Consider the following 15,864-nt stretch of genomic DNA (forward strand, 5'->3'; position numbering starts at 1 on the left):
TTTTTATGGTCCGAGAATTCCCTTTTTCCTCCATGTATTCGTTTTCAAGCAAATCCTTTAATTCTACCCGCTATAGGAGTATAATGTAACCGTGCAAAATGTTGTAATATTAAAATAGATTAATTAGAGGAACAAAGGGAAAGGGGTACTCGAATTGAATATCGCGAAATTTCAAGAAAGCATGTACAAGCTTGTTGTTGAAACTTCTACCAAACTTCCAAAGGATGTCCGCCGGGCAGTTTTGAAGGCCAAGGAAAAGGAAAATGCCGGCACTTGTGCCGCAATGAGCCTTGATACGATCACAAACAATATCAAAATGGCGGATGACAATGTGTCGCCAATCTGCCAGGATACAGGCTTACCTACTTTTAAAATAAAAACGCCGGTTGGTGTCAATCAATTAGAAGTAAAAGAAGCCATTCGCAATGCAATCGTGCTTGCCACGAAAGAGGGGAAATTGCGTCCAAACTCAGTCGATTCGTTAACAGGAGAAAACAGCGGTGATAACCTTGGTGCAGGGGTACCGGTTATTAAATTTGATCAATGGGAAAAGGATTACATCGACGTCCGCTTAATTTTAAAAGGCGGCGGTTGTGAGAATAAAAATATTCAATATAGTCTGCCATGCGAGTTAGAAGGGCTTGGCCGTGCGGGCCGTGATCTGGATGGTATCCGTAAATGTGTCATGCACTCAGTTTACCAAGCACAAGGACAAGGTTGCAGCGCCGGCTTTATCGGTGTCGGAATCGGCGGCGACCGCTCATCCGGCTACGATTTAGCAAAAGAACAACTATTCCGTTCCGTTGAAGATGTGAATCCAAATGAGGATCTTCGCCGGTTGGAAGAGTACGTAATGGAAAATGCAAATAAATTAGGAATCGGCACAATGGGCTTTGGCGGAGAAGCAACATTGCTTGGCTGTAAAGTCGGAGTCATGAACCGTATTCCGGCGAGCTTCTATGTTTCTGTTGCGTACAATTGCTGGGCATTCCGCCGTTTAGGGGTGAGTGTTGACGCTGTGACTGGTGAGATTAAAGAGTGGGCGTACCAAGATGGTGAGTTCATTGATTTTGCTGCTGATCAGGCTGAAAAAGAAACAGCTGCTTCAAGGTCTGAAGAAGTGATTACATTAGAGGCGCCAATTACAGAAGAGAAAATTCGTTCGTTGAAGGTCGGAGATGTCGTTCAAATCAACGGCTTAATGTATACTGGCCGCGACGCGATTCATAAATACTTGAGCGATCATGATGCACCTGTTGATTTAAATGGGCAGGTAATCTATCATTGCGGCCCGGTAATGTTAAAGGATGAGGCAGGAGAGTGGCATGTTAAAGCTGCTGGTCCAACTACAAGTATTCGCGAGGAGCCTTACCAAGGTGACATCATGAAGAAATTTGGTATACGCGCTGTGATTGGTAAAGGCGGCATGGGACCTAAGACGTTGGCAGCATTGGAGGAACATGGCGGCGTTTATCTTAACGCGATCGGTGGAGCGGCTCAATATTACGCGGACTGCATTAAAGGGGTCGAGGGCGTTGATTTGATGCAATTCGGTATCCCTGAAGCAATGTGGCATCTTCGCGTCGAGGGCTTTACAGCCGTAGTGACAATGGACTCACACGGCAACAGCCTGCATGCGGATGTAGACAAATCTTCATTGGAAAAATTAGCGCAGTTTAAGGAAGCGGGTTTTTAGATAGGATGATTTTGGGTAGGTGTGCTGCGTGGGGCGCCTATCCTTTTTTTGTGCTGTGATTAGGTAAATATCAAATAGGCATTTGAAATTTTGAGAGGAGTAACCCCTAATAATATCCAGCAAATGTCGTAAGTATTGAAAAAGAGGTAATAAGTGGCCCGGAATATGTCGTAAGTGTCCAAAAATATGTCATAAGTTCTCGAGGTCCGAGGGAATTACCAATTAATATCCAGTAAATGTCGTAAGTATTAAAAAATAGGTAATAAGTGACCGGAAAGGTGTCGTAAGCGTCCAAAAATATGTCATAAGTTCTCGAGGTCCAAGGGAATTACCAATTAACATCCAGCAAATGTCGTAAGTATTGAAAAAGAGGTAATAAGTGACCCGGAATATGTCGTAAGTGTCCAAAAATATGTCATAAGTTATGAAAAATATGTAATAAGCTGCGCTTATCCAAATTATTTTTAAATAAAATTGAATTAACCAAGTGCAGAAAATTAATCATAAGAGGAAAAAGACACAAAAATGTCAAAATAGCTGACTAAATCGGGTAGGAGTTTCTCGAATTTCTATTGAAGATATTCCTAAAACAATTAAGGAGGAATAGATTTTGAATGCAAAGGAACTAACTCCCCCCACCATCCTACTTCAAGCTGAGGCCTTGGAAAGAAGGGTAACAAAAACAAATGAGAAAATACCGGATATCAAGTCAAAAATAAGAATTTTGAAATCGGGATATAACGGAGAAAAAACAGTAAAATATTATCTGGATCAAATCCCGGAACACAAGTATCACATTTTTTACGGTCTCCGCCTCCCAATAGGAAATACCTTCTTCCAAATCGACGCGCTACTTTTCTCACAAAAGCTCATTCTCATTATTGATGCTAAAAATCATTCAGGAAAATTAATATTCGAGAAGCAGCAATTGATCCATGAATATGGAGAAAATAGAGAGATATATGAAAATCCAGTAGCACAAGTAAATCGGCACAAAATTTCATTAAGAAATTTATTTGATAAAAATAAAATACCTTTTATTCCTATAGAAAATCTTGTTGCAATTTGCAAAGCTTCTACTGAAATTATAATTGGACCTAACTACAAAGAAGCCGAGCAAAAAGTCATTAAAGCCTATGATTTATTAAATAAAATCAATGAATTAGAGGAAAAATATAGTGAAAAAAAGATTAATCAAAAGACAATTAGCCAAGTGACAAATCTTTTATTATCACTACATACTCCTCAAAAAATAGATATACTAAAATTATTTCAATTTACAGTAGACGAAATAATTCCAGGAGTTCAATGTCCAAGATGTTTGCACATTCCGATGGAATACAAAAGAGGAAAATGGATATGTCCTAAATGCCTTTTGTTTTCGAATGATGCCTTTTTAAACGGGATAAATGATTACTTCCTACTGGTAAAACCCTCTTTTAGCAATCCTGAAATACGGAAATTTCTTCAAATGCCATCCTCTAGAACAACAACATCAAGACTGCCATCCTCACACCTTCCCTATACAGGTACAAAAAGAGGTCGAATCTACCACCAATCACAGCCATTTCCTTAATATGCTAATAATGTTTTTCCTAATAAAACAAACACTATAAAAAACAAAACCAGGGGGAACATGGATGAAAAAATTTTTAGGTATCCTTAGTATGCTGCTTTTACTAATACCCAATGTTACATACGCATCAGTACCCAATAAACCGATCCACTGGGGATTCAAAAAAGCGGTAAATGAACAGCCGGCAGATGCAGGTGCGCAGTATGATCAGCTCCTTGAAAAGTACGGAGCATTTTACAAAGGAGATCCAAACTCAAAGACCCTATACCTTACCTTCGATAGCGGTTATGAAAATGGCTATACCCCAAAAATTCTCGAGGTCTTAAAAAAGGAAAAGGTACCTGCCACTTTTTTTGTGACGGGGCATTTTTTAAATTCACAACCGGAACTTGTAAAACAAATGGTAAAAGAGGGGCATATTATTGGCAACCACTCCTGGCATCATCCCGATTTCACAGCGGTGAGTGATGAAAGAGTTCGCGAAGAGCTCAATAGTGTGAAACTAAAAACAAAAGAATTAACTGGGCAAAAAAAAATGAAGTATTTACGTCCGCCGCGTGGGGTTTTTAGCGAAAGAACGATGCAAATTGCAAAAGAAGAGGGCTTTACGCATGTATTCTGGTCACTCGCTTTCGTCGACTGGAATATTAACCAGCAAAGAGGGTGGCAATACTCATACGACAATATTATGAGACAAATCCATCCTGGCTGCGTGCTGTTACTTCACTCCGTCTCGAAAGACAACGCAGATGCACTTGAAAGAGCAATCCAAGATTTGAAAAAGAAAGGCTATAAATTCAAAAGCCTTAACGATTTAACAAAAAAGAAATAACATGCAAAAAAGCCGAATTCAACAGGATTTCGGCTTTTTTGCGTGTCGTTTACAGGCACTTACCAACACCCTCATAGTACTAATCAGAAAATCGATTCCTAACCATTTATATAATAGATAGAATGAATTTATTTTAGAATACCATTTATTTATAATGAAATAGGAATCAATATTTGTACTGTAGTTAATGGCGAAAAACATGAAACAGTTATCCAAACAAACTTCTGCCATGGACAGATGCAAACTTATAGGAGGAATACAAAATGGTAGTTAACAGAAAGGCAATCCTATTTCTTTTATTGGGCAGTCTTTTAGTACTCTCAGCCTGTTCGAATAATAATGCGGCAGGTAAAAATAAAAAGGAAACATCAGTGGTAACCCAAAATATCAAGACAGACGAATTGAAAGCAAATATCGGAAAAGATAACTGGGTAATTGTTGATACAAGAGCAAATGATGCGTTTAACGGCTGGGCATTAGATGGGGTTAAAAGGGGCGGTCATATTAAAGACGCCGTTGATTTTTCCGCTGACTGGCTAAAGGTAATAGTGGATAAACAAGATGAAAAACTAACAGAAGTACTAAAAAGTAAAGGTATTACCACCGACAAAAACGTTGTTCTTTATGATGCAAACGGTAAAGATGCTCAAAGCGTTGCTGGATACCTGCAAGATAAGGGTTTCAAAAATCTGTATAAATATGATGTGAAAGAATGGGCAGAGAACCAAGATTTGGCATTAGAAGCCTATCCTAATTACGAAATGCTCGTGTCATCATCATGGGTAAATGATTTAATTAACAATAAAAATTACGGCAATCCTTATAAAATTTTTGAAGTCAGCTGGGGCGATGAAGCAAAGGATTATAAAGACGGTCATATTCCAGGGGCCGTCCATATTAATACGGATGAGGTAGAGGAAGGACCTGTATGGAATCGTCTGAAGGACAAAGAGCTTGAAAAGTTCGCCTTAAAAAATGGGATCACTAAGGACACAACTGTCGTCCTATATGGTGCTGATTCCATGCCTGCTTTTCGTACAGCAGTTATTTTAAAATACATGGGTGTTACCGATGTTAGGGTGTTAAACGGAGGATTTACCTCATGGAAAAATGGCAGTTACCGGGTGGAAAAAAAGGTGAATACTAAGAAATCAGTTACAGCATTTGGAACGGTCATTCCTGCTAATCCGGAATATATTATTGATTTGCCTGAAGCAAAAGCAATACAAGCTAATAAAAATAATGGAACACTTGTTGATATTAGAAGTTGGGAAGAATATACCGGAAAAATATCAGGTTATGATTATATCGAGGCCAAAGGGCGTCCTGCGGGGTCTGTTTGGGGACATGCAGGCTCCGATTCTAGTAAACTTGAAGATTTCAGAAATATCGATAATACAATGCGGAGCGGCTCAGAGATTTTGAGTATGTGGGAAAAAGATGGAATTAACATGGATAAAGAGCTGGCGTTCTATTGTGGAACTGGCTGGAGGGCTGCGGAAGTATTATTTTATGCCGACGTTTTAGGCGTAAATAATATCACACTATACGATGGCGGTTGGAATGAATGGAGTATGGACCCGTCCAATCCTGTTGAAAAAGGTGAACCAAATAAGAAATAATGATATCTTTAAGGGAGAGACAATACGACGAATGGTATTGTCTTTTTCTTCTGAAAAAGGTGATGATTTAATGATAAAAGCCATGAAAAAATTTTTCTTATACCCATTGCTTATATTGCTGCAATTTTCGGGAATCATCTTAGCCATTGTCCTAGAAAATTTATCATCTGAAAAAATGGGAGTTGCCCGCTATTTAATTTTTAAAAAGCAACAGTTTGAATCGACCTATTTTACGCCTCAATTAATCCTAATATATACAATTGTTTTAGGAATAGGAGCAATTATTTGTATACTGCTTCTCCTTACTAAAGGGAAAAGCAGGGGGAAAATTATTATGCTAATAGTCGCTGTACCTGCCAATATTATTGGAATTATTTTTATGCAATTCAACAAGGATTTAGAGGCCTATCACTTCTTTATCATTGGAATGTTGATCGTCATTGCCGTTCAATATTTTTGGATCATGAAATTCTTCAAACAAGAATCAAAATCCACCTAAACCGAATTTCGTCTGGAATTCGGTTTTTCTCTGTGAATCATGCTATAATACGGGGAAAATAAAAATGGAACTCAAGCATTATCCAAAAATTTGGAGTGAAAAAATGAAAACAGAACAAGGAATCAAAATCCAATTAAATCAAACATTCCCACTTACGATAAAAAGGCTTGGCATTAACGGCGAAGGTGTCGGTTATTTTAAAAAACAAGTTGTCTTTGTTCCAGGTGCTCTCCCAGGTGAAGAGGTGGTCGTCGAGGCAACAAAAATAAATCCTAAATTTGCTGAAGCGAAAATCAAAAAAATTCGGATTAAATCCCCGCACCGAGTGCAGCCGCTGTGCCCGGTTTATGATCAATGCGGCGGCTGCCAGCTTCAGCATTTGCATTACGACCAGCAGCTTAAAGAAAAACGTGACATTGTTATTCAATCTCTTGAACGCCATACGAAGCTGTCAATCGACAAGCTGGATATCCGTGTAACGCTTGGCATGGAGGATCCATGGGGGTACCGTAATAAAAGTAGTTTTCAAGTTGGACAAAAAGATGGAAAAGTGCTGGCGGGGCTTTACGGAATTAACTCCCATCAATTGATTAACATTGACCAATGTGCAGTACAGCATTCGCAAACCAATGAAGCGACATCAAAAGTAAAACAAATTTTAGAAGAATTAAGAATCCCTATTTATAATGAAAAGTCACGAAAGGGAATCATCCGAACGATTGTCACCCGTGTCGGGGTGCAAACAGACGAACTTCAAATTGTGCTAATTACATCACAAAAAGAGATCCCCAAAATGGAGATCATCATTGAAGAAATCCAAAAACGGCTGCCAAATGTGAAATCCGTCGTCCAAAATATTAATGGCCAAAAAACATCGCTTATTTTTGGAGAGGAAACAGTACCGCTCGCAGGCGAAGAATTTATTCAAGAAACATTGGGTGACCTGCAATTCGAGCTATCCGCCAGAACCTTTTTTCAGTTAAATCCTGTTCAAACGGTCAAGCTTTATAACGAAGTGAAAAAAGCGGCGGCCCTAACAGGCAACGAAAAAGTGGTCGATGCCTACTGTGGAGTTGGAACCATTGGGTTATGGCTCGCCAATCAAGCTGCAGAAATCCGCGGTATGGACGTAATCCCTGAATCAATTGAGGATGCCAAGAAAAATGCGAAGCGCCACGGATTTACCAATACTAAATATGTACCTGGAAAGGCAGAGGAGGTCCTGCCAAAATGGGTCAAAAAAGGCTGGAAACCTGATGTTGTAGTTGTCGATCCGCCAAGAACGGGCCTCGACGGTCAACTACTTCAAACCATCCTGCAAGTAAAACCAGAAAAACTCATCTATGTCTCATGCAACCCGTCCACTTTGGCCAAGGACATTCAAACCTTAAGTTCGAAATATGAGGTTAAGTATATCCAGCCAGTGGACATGTTTCCGCAGACGGCGCACGTGGAGTGTGTGGCACTACTAACGTTGATATTGTAACTGAAAAATAGAAATCCTACATGTTAAAATAAACAAGTTCAAAAAATTATGAAGAAAAGGCCCAGCAAGCCAGACATATCAACATTCGCGAAAAAAGTAAGAAAGAAAAACTTTATTCCAACTCGATAAAAAGTGTGATGTTTTTATGGAAAATTGGGCAAAAGGAAAGACTTTATTTTAACAGCGAACGGTGGAATGCGGGTTTGATCGGGGTAAAATTGAAAATATATTTTTTAACTGCACAAAAGAAGGCAACTAACGCTTGGCGTTGTTGCCTTTTAAGCTACTTGTTCATGTAAAGGAGTTTGTTTTTAGGTCCAATTTTTGGGGAACATCAATATGGGGTTATTATTAAATAAACTTCTATTGGAAACTTGGTTATTTTGAATAGTACTTGAGTATTAAATCTTTTCAGTAAAAAAAATACTCGAAAGTTTTAATGAACATTTCATGATTCAACTTGGTTAGTCACATAGACAATAATTGATAGAGGTGCTCCAATGCTTTATTTAGATAACGATAATATGTGGCCATTGACAGGTTGAGCCTTTCTGCAATTTTCTCATGAGAATGGTTCCCTTGTAAAAATCTATATTTTAATAGTTTGCCATAAGTGGCTTCCCGCTCGCTTTCTTTGATTAGTTGAGTAATTATATTGCTTACTTCTTTCTGTATTGAAATCCCCAAGCTTTTAACGGATTCTGAATCTCTCATTCGATGGGGAAACAAACGAAAATAAGTATCTGATAATGCAGGGTTACTAATGAGTTGATTCCATTCTTTTAAAACACTTTTCAAATCTTGAATGTCCTGAGTTTGTGGAGATTTTGTTACTTTCTTTTCAGAGCCCCGACTTGTTAACAAACGATCAAGTTTCGTGAGATAATCTTCTTGTGTAAGGTCAAGTATGAAGGCACGATATTCGGTTCCGTATTGTGTTGTTGCATTTGCCCATGGAGCGGGGCTAAACCCACACAGTTCGAGTACGGGAAACCACTCTTTGAAGCATGTAAAATCAAGGATCCACTCTGAAAAGGATAAGTGATTTATCATCGTATTAACGATATAAGCACTTGTTTTATCCTCAAGTTTTGGTTCAATCCCCATTAATAAAAGTGAATATGCATTTGTGGTGGGTTTCCACTTTGAAAGAAAAGGCTGTAATATTGGTTCAGTTGCTAATATTTCTAACATTTCAGCATGTAGAGGAACCTTACAGTAAAAAGCAATGAGTTCATTTCGTTCCCAGATGGTTATAAAAGATGTAGGGACTACTTCCCAGATTGGGCGTATTAACTTTTCCATATAACGCTCTTCAGGGACAATTGGTAATATATAATGATGATATCGAACATATAAAGACTGTATTGCGGGTATATCAATTTCCCTACATGCACGTAATTCCACATCCTCTAATTGTCCAGAAAAACATATATTCCGAACCATTGGATTTTCGTGTAAGTTCATTTTATCTAAATGCAGCTTTTTTCTAAGTTTCGGATTTTTTCGCTCCTCCAACCAAATCTGGTTAAGTGCCTTCTTCCGCATTTCTTCATATTTGAGTGGCTTCCGCAGCAGTAAGTCCTCTAATACCCAAGCTCTAACCGCATCATGTACCATCCAACCATCTTCTTTTAAAAAAACGTAGGGCATCATTGTGAGTTTCCGAAATGAAAATGCATCCATTTCTTCGTTTATGATGGATGCCAGTCTCTCTTCGTTAAATTTCCAAAATACAGATGCAGCCTCTAATAATTTACATACATTTAATGGTAGTTCGCTAAACAATTTTTCCATCAAAATGTTGAGAAGCTCCGTTTTTTCTTGTCGATTGAATTGCATGTCTCCTTTAGTCTGAAGCATCAATTCTGCGGCAAGTGTCAATGCAAGGGGAATACCTCTAGAAAACTGGTAAATATCAGACTGGGCTTGGGTGTCAGCTATTCCTTGTTTACGCGCAAATTGCTGAACCTCAACCGAAGTCAAGGCTGGAAGGTGTAATGTATAGATCAAGTTTGCCCATCCATAATGGAGCCATCTGCCAGTCAGTGGATGTTGTCCTGCCGTGATAATACGTATATTTTCATCTAATTGCTCTAACCATTCAGTTAACCATTTTTCTACCGAACGAAAATGATCGAATGCATCCATCACAAGTATATGCTTTTTGCCAATAGATCGGGCTTTATTGTTCATCTGTTGAACCATTACTTCAGAGTCCAGTTGATCATTCTTAGAATCACTTGCATGATCTAGTTGTTTTGCCAATTGAGCTAGCACATCATCTTTCTTTATTATTCCTTGACTACCATCCAAAAAGTAAAAACAGGCACCTTTTATTTCTGAAGTCACATATTGGAGAAATGTAGTCTTTCCGATGCCGCTTTGCCCATAAATATGGATCCATTGCCATTTCCAATCACCAGCAATATGGCGATGAATGATCTCCATTTCTTTGGAACGCCCTACAAAATTCTTCTTTAGCGCATTCGCTTTTTTTTCACTTATCTGCACTTCATTCACCTCCACAATACCGCATGATCCTGTTATTTATTTTATACGCTAAGTTTTTAGTAAAGACCTTTTTTTGAGAGTAATGTGGGATTGTTTTTGAGAGTATCTGGAAAGTACATTTAAAGGGAGTATAAAACAATTTCCTGGAGGTTTTTTTATGACAGTCCCTTCATTTATAAGATTTTCTGGTTTGTGTTTAATTTTCACTGGAATTCTTTTCATTTCTTTTGCCATTTTGTATAGCATATCATCCCTGAAGACAATGGCCGCTTATGTTAATTTACTGGGTATGCTTGTCCTCTTATTAGGACTTGTAGGGATGTATTTTCGACAGATGCATGTTTTGGGGAAATTTGGGTTCATTACATTTCTTATCTATTTTTTGGGGGCGGGAATGTGGACTGGATTTGGCTGGGCAGATGTTTTCGTAGTTCCTGCTTTAGGAAAGCATGCTCCACAATTAGTAAACACTCTTCCTGAGCAAATGAATATGGGTCTCATCATCTCTTTATTTAGTTTTTTTGGTGGGATGTTCTTATTCAATCTTTTAACAGCAGTGAAAGGAATACTTCCTCGTTGGGCGGCACTTCTCCTTGTCATTGTACCAATTATAGATTTTATTCCTATTGGCAATTATCTAGCTCAGCCGCTAGCAGGCGTTTCATTCATTTGGTTAGGATATTCATTATGGAAAGGGCCGTATAAAGAAGAGACGAGGGTGAGCTGATCGATATATAAGATCCATAGAAAAAAAGGGTGATAGCTATCATCGTATTTAGACAGTACCTGATAAAGAATAGATCTTAACTATTAATGAAAGGGATGAAAAGAACATGGGAAAATTATATTTAAAAGTAGCAGCAGTGTATTTTACGGTAGGAGTTTTAATGGGGATTATGATGGGAATTATACAAGATTTCAGATTTAAATCCATCCATGCACATATTAACTTATTAGGTTGGGTTTCTATGGCATTGTTTGGAATCATTTATCATTTGTATCCAGCAGCTGCTCATTCTAAGTTGGCTAAAACCCAGTTTTGGTTGCATAATATAGGACTTCCAGTAATGACGGGGGCCATTGTATTTGAAGTAATAACAGGTAGTTTGGCAAGTCTTCCAGCAGCAATTGCCGGTTCAATAGCGGTTGTAGTGGGGGTTATTTTGTTTATGATTAATATTTTTAAATATGTAGGTCAAGAATCATAGTTAATTATAATCAGCTCTGTAAGGGAAATTCTTTCCCCTAATGATTAAAAAAAGACATTAGCAAAGCGACTCCAAATAAGGAATCCTATGTTAATGTCTCTTTTTGATTTTCAATTAACTTCATAAAATCTGTACATTCCCTCTACTAATTTTCAGTTGAATCTGATTCATCTTTAACCCAAAGCTGTGACCAGTTCTCAATTGTTCTCAAAATGGGTTCCATGGATTGTCCTTTTTCTGTTAAAGAATACTCAATGATGACTGGTGTTTCCGGTATAACCTCACGTTTTACCAACCCGTGGTACTCCAATTCCTTTAAACGATCTGATAAAACCTTTCCACTTATACCAATGGAAGATAGAATTTCATTAAACCTTTGTGGTCCCAATAATAATTGATAGATAACTAATGCTGTCCATCTCTGACTTAATAGCGAAATTGCCTTTTCAAATTTCGGGCAAATTGTAGGTTGTTTCATTTTCTAAATACACCTCTCTTGATCTTTATTGTACCACAAATACAGAAATTAAGTTACAAATTAAAATCAAGTTACTTGACATTATTTTATTATATAAATATACTTACTTACATAAAGTAACTTAATTAGAAAAGAAGTAGGTTTATTAGCCGTATCAATTTATTTCGTTTTTGTCGAGAAATCAAAAATTTCATTGGATCAAATGTTTTTTCAATCATAAAAAATGTACTCTAGGAGGGTTATCTATGGGATTTCACACGAAACCAACAACATTTATTGGGCATGTAAAAGTAAAAGTGGAAAATTTACAACGTTCAATAGAATTTTATCAAGATGTCCTGGGATTCGATATTTTAGAACAAACAACTTCAACAGTAAAACTAACAACTGATGGGAAAACGAGTTTTTTATCACTGGAACAACCTGAAAATGTTATCCCAAAACAGGGAAGAACTACTGGTTTATATCATTTTGCGATTTTATTACCAGATCAATCGGCTTTAGCAAATATTGTTGTTCATTTGGTGGGGAAAGGAGTTCGTTTTGGCTCTTCAGATCATCTTGTTAGTGAAGCATTGTACCTACATGATCCAGATGGAAACGAGATTGAAATCTATCGTGATCGGGCTCCTTTTGAATGGAACTGGAATAGTGATGAAGTGGCAATGACTGTTGATCCACTCGACTTTGAAAATTTGCTTAAATATGCTACACCAAGTAAACCATGGCAAGGAATGCCGGCTGAAACGGTAATGGGTCACATTCATTTACACGTGTCAGAACTTAAAAAGACAGAAGAATTTTATGTAAAAGGACTGGGAATGGACGTCGTAAATCGATTTGGGGGGCAGGCCTTATTCCTTTCCTACGGAAAATACCACCATCACGTCGGGGTCAACACTTGGAATGGTACAGGGGCTCCAGCACCGGCCAAAAATAGTGTAGGTCTTGAATCGTTTACGCTCATTTTTGATAATGAAGGGGCTCGTAAACAAGCAGTAACGAATTTAAAGCGTATTGATGCGGATGTGTTTGAAGACAATAATAATTATATAACCTTTGATCCTTCTGGAAATCGCATCGAATTAGCTGTATAAGATGGGAGGTATCCAAATGGCTGCTAAAGAAAGTCCAGGTATTGAAATAGGTATTTATACGCTTGCCGATATTGGTCCGGATCCCCTAACTGGAAAAACCATATCGGCTGGTCAAAGAGTAAAAGAAATCATTCAAGCTGCAAAACTTGCTGATGAGGCAGGACTAGATGTATTTGGGGTAGGAGAACATCACCGTCTGGATTACGCTTCTTCTTCCCCTGCGGTTCTATTGGCTGCTATTGCACAAGTAACAAAACAAATTAGATTAACCAGTACAACAAGTGTTTTAAGTACGCTTGATCCTGTTCGTCTATTTGAAGATTTTGCTACCTTGGATTTACTTTCGGATGGTCGAGCCGAAATACTAGCTGGCAGGGGAGCATTTATAGAATCTTTTCCTCTTTTCGGTTATAGCACAAACGATTATGATGAATTGTTTGAAGAACATATGGACCTCCTATTACAACTGACCCAAAATGAGACCGTCACATGGTCGGGGAAGTTCCGTCCTTCTTTAAGGGATGCTGAAATTGCCCCGAGACCGGTACAAGAAAAATTACCAATTTGGATTGGAGTCGGAGGTACACCCGAGAGTGCCGTTCGTGCTGGAAGATTTGGGGTGGGAATGGCTTTAGCTATCTTGGGTGGTAATCCAAGACGGTTTAAGCCACTTGTCGATCTTTATCGTCAAGCAGGAATAGACGCAGGACTCACTCCAGAAACATTGAAGGTTGGTGTAACCGGCCATGCTTATCTAGCCAAGACAACTCAGCAAGCAAAAGATGAGTTTTATCCTTATTACTCCAATTATTGGGGATATGTGAACCGCCAGCGTGGAATGGGGACAAGGATGTCTTGGGATGACTTTGAACATATGGCTAGTCCGGATACTGCTTTGTTTGTGGGAAGTCCACAGCAAGTCATCGAAAAGATTCTTAAACAATACGAACTCTTTGGGCACCAACGTTTCCTTGCACAGTTAGATATTGGTGGGCAGCCTTTTAAGAATGTCGCAAAAGGTATTGAATTGTTAGCAACCGAAATTGCTCCAATAATTCGAAGAGAAATAAGTAAATAAATCTTTATAGGCGGTGTTAAAAATGAGTTTTTTAGAAAAACTATTTGGTAAACAAACTAAGGAGGAAGAAACAATGACTACAGAAAAATTAAACATTGGAATTATTTTAGGAAGCACTCGTCAAGGACGTGTGAGCCCACAAGTAGGAGAATGGGTAAAAGGAATTGCTGACAAACGTGGAGACGCGAATTATGAAATTGTCGATATTGCTGACTTTAATCTTCCGTTTTTAGGAACAACTGATGGAACGGAGCCAGGTATTGCTGCTTGGAATGAGAAACTGGCAAGTCTTGATGGGTTTGTATTCATTGTTCAAGAATACAATCACAGTATTACCGGTGCGTTAAAAAACGCCATCGATTTTGCCCGTGAAGTATGGTATAACAAAGCAGCTGGTATCGTAAGTTATGGTTCTACCGGTGGTGCTCGTGCAGCTGAACATTTACGTGGTATTCTTGCAGAACAGAAAGTTGCGGATGTTCGCACACATCCAACTTTGAGTTTATTTACTGATTTTGTTAATGGAACGGAGTTTAAGCCACAAGAATTACATCTCGATAATGTAAATGCTATGCTTGATGATGTTCTTGCTTGGAGCGGAGCTTTAAAAACCTTACGTTAAATTTAAATATTATAAATGAACTGTACCAAGAATATCAGACGCAATTTAGGTGTCTGGTATTCTTTTTATTTAATAACAATGAGTAGACAATGGTATCGTGAAATCTGGAACCGTCAAAGTCTGTTGGAAACTGTAGTATCATGCTTTTCATTAAATTGAGTGAGGAGAGGAAGGGAATGCAAAAACTCAAACAAATTTCCAATCGTATCTTTTACTTACCGCCGTATCAGGAAACAGATCGGCCCATATTAGCAGCGATCGTTGGAGAAGAAAAAACACTATTTATAGATGCCGGGAACTCCTCAAGCCATGCCCGATTATTTATGTCCCAACTTGAGGAACGTAATATTGGCGGCGACTGGCTTGTCCTCACTCATTGGCACTGGGACCATATATTTGGAATGAGTGAATTCCCAGTTCCGATTATTTCTCATAGTATGACACAGGAAAAAATCAAAGAATTACAGAAGTTGTCCTGGGAAGATCGAGATATAGATCTGCGTGTTAAGGAAGGAACGGAAATTCCATTTTGTGCGAATGCAATGAAGATAGAGTTGGGAAATCAACGGGATATCCTTCTTTCTGAACCTGATATTACGTTTGAAACCCAAATGGAACTAAATTTAGGGGGCCTGTCCTGTGTAATTGAACATGTGGGTGGAGATCATTCCGATGACTCAAGCATTGTTTATATTCGTGAGGAAAAATGCCTATTTATTGGGGATTGCCTCTATGCAAATCTTTATTCGGAAAAATGGAATTATACCATTGAGAATATGCTTCAGTTGATTTCTAAAATTGAAAAATATGATGCAGAAACGTTTTTTCTTTCCCATCATGAGGCTCCCTTAACCAAAGAGGAATTCGGGTCTTTTATCCAGCTTTTAAAAGATGCAGCCCTTCTTACCAAAAAGTATAAGGGAGAACAAGAAGCCATTTTCAGAGAAATGTCTGAAAGGTTACAAAGGGGATTAAACGAATTAGAGATTGAAACTATCGACTATTTTATAAATGGCTTTTCTTGAAAGTGATAGACCGGTATTGTGTCTTATTTTTGCGAATATAAGGGAATGAATTTTTTTGGACTTGCTGTCAACGTTAAAAAAGGAAAACCCTATTCAGTTCGACATGTGCTGATTAGGATTTCCCCTTTTTT

At 38.3% G+C, this 15,864-nt stretch carries 14 protein-coding genes; 12 read left to right on the top strand and 2 right to left on the bottom strand.

Features of this window, described 5'->3' with window-relative positions; all coding sequences use genetic code 11:
• Window positions 1–154: 154 nt before the first annotated feature.
• From ACIQCO_RS16840 to rlmD, 6 genes are all read left to right on the top strand, one after another.
• Complete coding sequence (locus ACIQCO_RS16840) at window positions 155–1,696, top strand: fumarate hydratase (RefSeq protein WP_400430500.1); 1,542 nt, start codon at window positions 155–157, stop codon at window positions 1,694–1,696.
• A gap of 610 nt (window positions 1,697–2,306) precedes the next feature.
• Window positions 2,307–3,272 (top strand): nuclease-related domain-containing protein, encoded by a 966-nt coding sequence (locus tag ACIQCO_RS16845; RefSeq protein ID WP_400430501.1) that lies wholly within the window; start codon window positions 2,307–2,309, stop codon window positions 3,270–3,272.
• A 64-nt stretch (window positions 3,273–3,336) separates the two neighbouring features.
• Window positions 3,337–4,104, top strand: coding sequence for a delta-lactam-biosynthetic de-N-acetylase (pdaA, locus tag ACIQCO_RS16850; protein WP_400430502.1), 768 nt, complete (start codon window positions 3,337–3,339; stop codon window positions 4,102–4,104).
• 263 nt (window positions 4,105–4,367) lie between these two features.
• Window positions 4,368–5,726: a rhodanese-like domain-containing protein gene (locus tag ACIQCO_RS16855; RefSeq protein ID WP_400430503.1), complete on the top strand. Its 1,359-nt coding sequence runs from the start codon at window positions 4,368–4,370 to the stop codon at window positions 5,724–5,726.
• On the top strand, window positions 5,668–6,225 hold the full coding sequence (locus ACIQCO_RS16860; protein WP_400430504.1) for a hypothetical protein: 558 nt from the start codon (window positions 5,668–5,670) through the stop codon (window positions 6,223–6,225). Before ACIQCO_RS16855 ends, ACIQCO_RS16860 begins: the two co-directional genes overlap by 59 nt.
• A 103-nt stretch (window positions 6,226–6,328) precedes the next feature.
• Window positions 6,329–7,711 carry a 23S rRNA (uracil(1939)-C(5))-methyltransferase RlmD gene (rlmD, locus tag ACIQCO_RS16865; protein WP_400430505.1) on the top strand — a complete coding sequence of 461 codons (1,383 nt, stop codon included), beginning with the start codon at window positions 6,329–6,331 and terminating at the stop codon, window positions 7,709–7,711.
• Between the two features lie 468 nt (window positions 7,712–8,179).
• Here the strand turns inward: rlmD and ACIQCO_RS16870 are convergent, their stop codons facing one another.
• Window positions 8,180–10,225, bottom strand: coding sequence for an AAA family ATPase (locus ACIQCO_RS16870; protein WP_400430506.1), 2,046 nt, complete (start codon window positions 10,223–10,225; stop codon window positions 8,180–8,182).
• 382 nt (window positions 10,226–10,607) lie between these two features.
• Between ACIQCO_RS16870 and ACIQCO_RS16875 the strand changes: the two genes are divergently transcribed.
• Complete coding sequence (locus ACIQCO_RS16875; RefSeq protein ID WP_400430507.1) at window positions 10,608–10,952, top strand: hypothetical protein; 345 nt, start codon at window positions 10,608–10,610, stop codon at window positions 10,950–10,952.
• A 106-nt stretch (window positions 10,953–11,058) separates the two neighbouring features.
• Window positions 11,059–11,433, top strand: coding sequence for a cytochrome-c oxidase (locus tag ACIQCO_RS16880; protein ID WP_387314386.1), 375 nt, complete (start codon window positions 11,059–11,061; stop codon window positions 11,431–11,433).
• A gap of 145 nt (window positions 11,434–11,578) precedes the next feature.
• On the opposite strand, the gene ACIQCO_RS16885 is transcribed toward ACIQCO_RS16880, so the two are convergent.
• Entirely contained in the window at window positions 11,579–11,911 is a 333-nt protein-coding gene (locus tag ACIQCO_RS16885) for a winged helix-turn-helix transcriptional regulator (protein WP_400430508.1), read from the bottom strand.
• A 245-nt stretch (window positions 11,912–12,156) separates the two neighbouring features.
• On the opposite strand from ACIQCO_RS16885, the gene ACIQCO_RS16890 reads away from it, so the two are divergent.
• The 4 genes from ACIQCO_RS16890 (at window position 12,157) to ACIQCO_RS16905 (ending at window position 15,733) form a co-directional block, all read left to right on the top strand.
• Complete coding sequence (locus tag ACIQCO_RS16890; RefSeq protein WP_400430509.1) at window positions 12,157–13,008, top strand: VOC family protein; 852 nt, start codon at window positions 12,157–12,159, stop codon at window positions 13,006–13,008.
• 16 nt (window positions 13,009–13,024) lie between these two features.
• Complete coding sequence (locus ACIQCO_RS16895; RefSeq protein ID WP_400430510.1) at window positions 13,025–14,086, top strand: LLM class flavin-dependent oxidoreductase; 1,062 nt, start codon at window positions 13,025–13,027, stop codon at window positions 14,084–14,086.
• Between the two features lie 22 nt (window positions 14,087–14,108).
• Complete coding sequence (locus ACIQCO_RS16900) at window positions 14,109–14,708, top strand: NADPH-dependent FMN reductase (protein ID WP_066083691.1); 600 nt, start codon at window positions 14,109–14,111, stop codon at window positions 14,706–14,708.
• A gap of 176 nt (window positions 14,709–14,884) precedes the next feature.
• On the top strand, window positions 14,885–15,733 hold the full coding sequence (locus ACIQCO_RS16905; protein WP_400430511.1) for an MBL fold metallo-hydrolase: 849 nt from the start codon (window positions 14,885–14,887) through the stop codon (window positions 15,731–15,733).
• Window positions 15,734–15,864 lie beyond the last annotated feature (131 nt).

This window comes from Neobacillus sp. NPDC093127 (assembly GCF_044754175.1).
In the GTDB taxonomy this organism is placed as follows: domain Bacteria; phylum Bacillota; class Bacilli; order Bacillales; family Cytobacillaceae; genus Neobacillus.

Bases quoted from the DNA above. Each gene is read 5' to 3' on its own strand.
- pdaA (WP_400430502.1), top strand. From the start codon at position 3,337: ATGAAAAAATTTTTAGGTATCCTTAGTATGCTGCTTTTACTAATACCC.
- ACIQCO_RS16855 (WP_400430503.1), top strand. From the start codon at position 4,368: ATGGTAGTTAACAGAAAGGCAATCCTATTTCTTTTATTGGGCAGTCTT.
- ACIQCO_RS16860 (WP_400430504.1), top strand. From the start codon at position 5,668: ATGAATGGAGTATGGACCCGTCCAATCCTGTTGAAAAAGGTGAACCAA.
- rlmD (WP_400430505.1), top strand. From the start codon at position 6,329: ATGAAAACAGAACAAGGAATCAAAATCCAATTAAATCAAACATTCCCA.
- ACIQCO_RS16880 (WP_387314386.1), top strand. From the start codon at position 11,059: ATGGGAAAATTATATTTAAAAGTAGCAGCAGTGTATTTTACGGTAGGA.
- ACIQCO_RS16885 (WP_400430508.1), bottom strand. From the start codon at position 11,911: ATGAAACAACCTACAATTTGCCCGAAATTTGAAAAGGCAATTTCGCTA.
- ACIQCO_RS16890 (WP_400430509.1), top strand. From the start codon at position 12,157: ATGGGATTTCACACGAAACCAACAACATTTATTGGGCATGTAAAAGTA.
- ACIQCO_RS16895 (WP_400430510.1), top strand. From the start codon at position 13,025: ATGGCTGCTAAAGAAAGTCCAGGTATTGAAATAGGTATTTATACGCTT.
- ACIQCO_RS16900 (WP_066083691.1), top strand. From the start codon at position 14,109: ATGAGTTTTTTAGAAAAACTATTTGGTAAACAAACTAAGGAGGAAGAA.
- ACIQCO_RS16905 (WP_400430511.1), top strand. From the start codon at position 14,885: ATGCAAAAACTCAAACAAATTTCCAATCGTATCTTTTACTTACCGCCG.